This is a genomic window from Acerihabitans sp. (genome assembly GCF_036398755.1).
Lineage (GTDB): Bacteria > Pseudomonadota > Gammaproteobacteria > Enterobacterales > Enterobacteriaceae > Acerihabitans.
Genome location: NZ_DASWOM010000144.1, coordinates 1 through 4,910, shown reverse-complemented (window position 1 = coordinate 4,910; position 4,910 = coordinate 1). Strand labels below are relative to the sequence as shown.

At 54.2% G+C, this 4,910-nt stretch carries 3 protein-coding genes; 1 reads left to right on the top strand and 2 read right to left on the bottom strand.

Annotated features, from left to right (window positions below):
• Together VGC33_RS22855 and VGC33_RS22850 are read right to left on the bottom strand one after the other, a co-directional pair.
• The coding region (locus VGC33_RS22855; RefSeq protein ID WP_331123064.1) for a hypothetical protein at positions 1–182 on the bottom strand (182 nt) is incomplete at its 3' end.
• 512 nt (positions 183–694) lie between these two features.
• Complete coding sequence (locus VGC33_RS22850; protein WP_331123063.1) at positions 695–3,388, bottom strand: DEAD/DEAH box helicase; 2,694 nt, start codon at positions 3,386–3,388, stop codon at positions 695–697.
• Between the two features lie 478 nt (positions 3,389–3,866).
• Here VGC33_RS22850 and yncE point away from each other — a divergent pair.
• Positions 3,867–4,910 (top strand): 7-bladed beta-propeller protein YncE (yncE, locus tag VGC33_RS22845; RefSeq protein ID WP_331123062.1); only part of this gene is annotated, 1,044 nt, incomplete at its 3' end.

Below are 4,910 nucleotides of genomic sequence, written 5' to 3'. Positions count from 1 at the left end.
CTCCTCTGACTGGGAGCGACTCTGTCAGTAGCTGGTTGATAAATGATGTAAATAAGGTGCTGCCTTTTGCCAAGGCCACCAAAATGACCACCAACTGCTGAAATGTGGCAGACTAGAAAACGGCGCTTTAACCCGTCGGCTACAGGGCCGGTTTTTCTGACCATGATTTCGCAACTTAACATACCGCTCCCCTATATCGGGCGCGGCTTTTATCGCTGCAGCAATGATGTGTCGGCACTGAAAACCGCATATGTGCGATCGGATCTTAAGTAGCCCTGTTCACACGTCAGTTTTAACTCTGGATTTTAATAAGGCTTGATTGTCCATGAATTTTGTTGGTTTTTCGACAACCGATATGGTTGTCATTTGAATTTGCCAACCATATTGGTTGCGATTTGTTCTGCTTGACCTGTCTCTCCATCTGTTTTTTGTGCAGCAACGATTAAATGTCGTTTAGGTTCATAACGTGATATTGCAACCATTTTGCTAGACAATAGCCAAATGTCTGTGCGGGGGCCGGGAATGTCCACGATCCCAGGGGCAGTCCACGTAGCCGCCAATGAAATTCATACCCTGCGTCTTCTGCATACTGCCAGAAAAATCATGGCTAAATTTCGCGTGTAGGCGTTTTGAACAAGCTTCGAACCGGCCTGTCGAGATTATAACAAAACTTTTTCCAGGATAAATATGCCGGCTACAGCGCGCCTTCCTCGAGGGAATCTTCCAACATAACCGCCGTCAGAAACGCCGCAATTTTAGCTTCAATCCGGCTATCGATCGTTTTCAACCGCAACAGGGCAATGCCGCACACGTCCAGAATGGTATCTTTCAGCGCGTCGCGTTCGCGTTGCTCTGGGTTGTCATGATAACCGCCATCGAGCTCGATCACGGCTAAAGGTTGTTTTCCAACGCGGTAATAAAAAACGAAATCGCAGCTTGCGCCCTGCGCCATAAAGTCCAGTTGGCGGGCAGTGAAACGGTTATCCGCGCGGGCGATCAATTGTCTGAGCGGAACCTGGGCGTGCACCGTGAGGGCGCGATAAGCAGGTTGCTTCAAGGCGTCGCCGATCAATTGCGCGGCGATCTGTTCAGAGCGGAAGCCTGAGTCGTCGGGATTGAGCCGGGCTTTGAGCTGTTCCAATGAGCGGTCGTATTCCTCATAGAGCAAATCAAATGCGCTGACCACCGGACTATAATGCACCTGGCCGTCATCCGCGTAGTAGGTTATATAGCGGATCAACGCGGCGATATGCTGATTGCTGGCAGCGAAAACATTGTCGCCGGTGACCAGCGTGAAGTGTTTTTGCGCGCGTGAAACCGCCACATTGATGAGCTGTGGATTATCGACAAAGGCTAGCGACTGGCGGTTGGCCTTCTTGTCCAATACGGTGGAAAAAACAATCTCTTCGCATTCGCGTCCTTGAAACTTATGCACGGTTGCGCTGACAAAATCGGCCGGCAGGGTGCGGCTTGAGAGATTGACCTGGGCATTGTAGGGCGCAATAAAGCCGCGGCTGTCCGCCGCGTCCCATTCCAGCGCCGTTAACGACTCCAGTTCACGCAGGTTGCTGTTGTGGCGCGCATGGTTGCCTTTGGCTGTAACCACTAACGACAGCGCAGGTTCGCCGCCATCACGCGTCATGGCAATCAACTGATTGTCATAAAACTGCTTATTACAGAACTGGATGATTTTGGGATGACAGCGATAGTGCTCCTTTAGCAACGTGACCGGCAGCGCATCGCCATACAGCGCCAGCAGCGAATCCAGCAAACTGTGGCTGACGCAGTCATAGTGTGGCGCGGGGGCGGGCAGGGCGACATCTTCCGGAACATGGGGGAGCTGTTTGCGATCGCCCACCACAATGACGTTTCTGGCGCAGGCCAAGGCCAGTATCCCTGGAACAATGTCTTGCTGCGACGCCTCATCAATAATGACATAATCCAGCAAGGTGCCTGCGGCCAGGGAATTAATAATGGAATGCGTGCTGCTGCCCATCACCGGATAGCGTTTTAAAAAATCGGCAAAATCTTTCTGGTAGTTACTGTCGTCTAGATGGTTATTCGGCACGATGGATTGCCAAAGATGCGCGCGTAGAAACGCCATCGAATTTTGTGTCAAGCTTCGCTGCAAGCCTGCTACATCATGGTCCTGTAAAACCTGCTCGTTTATTGCCAGCTCATCGCGCGCCTGGCGCAAACGGGTGGCATAGTAATTGCGCTGCAAGGCGAAGAACATCGCCTGACGTTTCCAGGCGGTATTCAAGGGTTGCGTTTTGACAATGCCAAACCTCAGCAATAGAGTCAGCCGGTCGCGCAAGCCGATACGGCTTGCCGCCAGTGACTGGATAAAGGCCATCAAATCGGTGATCTTGTGTTGATTTAGCCTGTAATGTTCAACGTCAGGATGATTGGTGATGCCGTGAGATCGCAGCCACTGGCCGAGATATTTTTCTTCAATGCCCAGCTCATCAATCTCAGCGCGCAGCTGCGCCGCGTCATTTTGGGCGCGGAGATGCGTTTTCAACCGGATTATCTGGTCCGTGATGACGCTGATTTCAGGTGCGGGCGCGGGAGCATCCTGCGGCGCCTCCGGCTGGCTGGAAAAGAACTTGAGCCGATTATCCGCGCTGCCCAATCGGGCAACCACATAATCCAGATTCACCTTCGCCAGCTTCTCGTAAACGTTGTCTACGGCGGTGTTGTTATTGGAGACGATGGCGACGCTGCCATTGTGAATCAGGATATTGGCGAGGATATTGAGGATGGTCTGGGTTTTTCCGGTTCCCGGCGGTCCCTCGATGACTGAAATCTGGGTGCTAAACGCCTGTTCAATCGCCTTCATCTGGCTTTCATTCAGGCCGAAAGGGTAGATGAAACGGTCCGGCACGCGCCGCGTCTCGTTTTTGCCGCGGCAGTAGGCTTCCAGCGCCGTATCGGGATGGGCCACGATTTTATCTAACTCGCGCAATATGTTCTTAGCTATGGGCTGTTTGTCATGGCCGGCGCGGAGAAACCGCTGCTGGGCAACCTCGCGAAAATAGGTAAAAATGTCGGCAGTTTTTAACGATGTCGCAGGCAGGATCTGCACATCATCCGCTTTCATCACATAGCATCGTTCCGCGTGCGGATAATAAATAAGGGCGTATTTATTACCGATTATCTCCGCACGGTCGATGATTTGCGTATTGGGCTGACCTTTCTTGATCAGCAGCGTGCCATTGGCGACGGCGGTGGGTTCAACACGGCAGACGCTGAACGGCCGGGTAAAGGATTTTCCCGATGGGAAATGACAGGTGAGTTGAAGGCATTTTTTATCGTTGTGGTAACGCAAGGTCCAGTCAGCGAGCTGTGCGGTTTTATTTTCCCCATCAACGTAAACGGCGACCATTCTCTCTTCTCCTTGAGCATTGCTAACGTTTTCGCCCATTATACCGTCTTGGATGATGATTGCCGATGCCTACCGCGCCGGGATGCGCATGTTTGCTGCAGGCCTTTGTTTAATCACCGCGCGTCGTAACCATGAACCGGCGGCATGGCGCAAATCCCCATGGCTGGTCCCAAATCCATATTAACACTCAGTAAACCCAACATGGTCGGCATTACTGCCCGCCGCGGGTAATGATCAATTGCTAGAATGAGCCGGTAGGCGCCGACAGGAAAGTAAACAGCAGAGGCAACGCGGCGGCCGATCCGGCCTCAGCGCAACAAATTGCTCCCCTTTTTAAAAAATAATGATTATTATTCTCATATAAAAATCGAGACGCCATGACGTCTCGGCTCTGGCTGCTTATTGATGCAATGTGAAACCACTTTTGCTGCCTGGCGCTGGTCCGGCGGCAACATCAATTCATTGAAATGGAGATAGTATGGACGTGATAACGACTTCCGGCGGACGACCGGGACCACGCGCGGCGTATCCGCTGCTGCTGGTTGGCGCGCTGTTGTTTACCCTGGCCCAGGGTGCGTGGGCGGCACAGGAGCCGCTGCGCAAACCTGTCGGCAAAGGCGCTTACGAGATGGCGTACAGCACGCAAGGTAACGCGCTTTACCTGGCAACCTCGCAAAGCCGCAAGCTGGACAAAGGCGGGGTGGTGTATCGCCTCGACCCGGCCACGCTGGATATCACCCAGATTATCCACAACGATATCAAACCCTTTGGCGCCGCCATTAATGCCAAGACCGATACCCTTTACTTCGGCAACACCGTCGACGGCGCCGTCACCGCCATCGACGCTAAAACCGGCGCGGTAAAAGGCCGGCTGGTGCTGGATGGCCGCCAGCGCTCAGAAACCGTCAAGCCGCTGGCGCCGCGTGAGCTGGTGGTGGACCAGGAGACCAATACCCTGTATATCGCCGGACTGGGCGAGTCCAGCGTGATATGGGTGGTGGACGGCGCGACCCTGACCCTGCGCGCCACCCTGGAGGATATCGGCAAAATGGGCACAGGGCTGGCGCTGGACGCGGCGGCGAAACGCCTGTACGTGACCAATGCCGACAACGAACTGCTGTCCATCGACACCGTCACCAACAAAGTGGTGCTGCGTAAGAAGCTCGATGAAACCGCGACGGAACACTTTTTCCTCAACCTCAGCCTGGACCCGGCGACGCAGCGCGCGTTTATCACCGATTCCAAACAGCCGCAGGTGCTGGTGGCCGATACCCGCAACGGTAATATCCTGGCGAAAATCGACGTGCCGGCATCGCTGGCGGTGCTGTTTAACCCGGCGCGCAACGAAGTGTATGTAACCCACCGCCAGGCGGGACAGGTGAGCGTGATCGACGCCAAGACCTATAACGTGCTGCGCACCATCGCTACCCCGGTGCACCCGAATAGCCTGGCCCTGTCGCCCGACGGCCAAACGCTGTATGTCAGCGTAAAGCAGGCCTCCAGCCGCCAGCAGGAAGCCGCC

Coding starts and splice junctions, on each gene's coding strand:
- VGC33_RS22850 (WP_331123063.1), bottom strand. CDS start 3,388: ATGGTCGCCGTTTACGTTGATGGGGAAAATAAAACCGCACAGCTCGCT.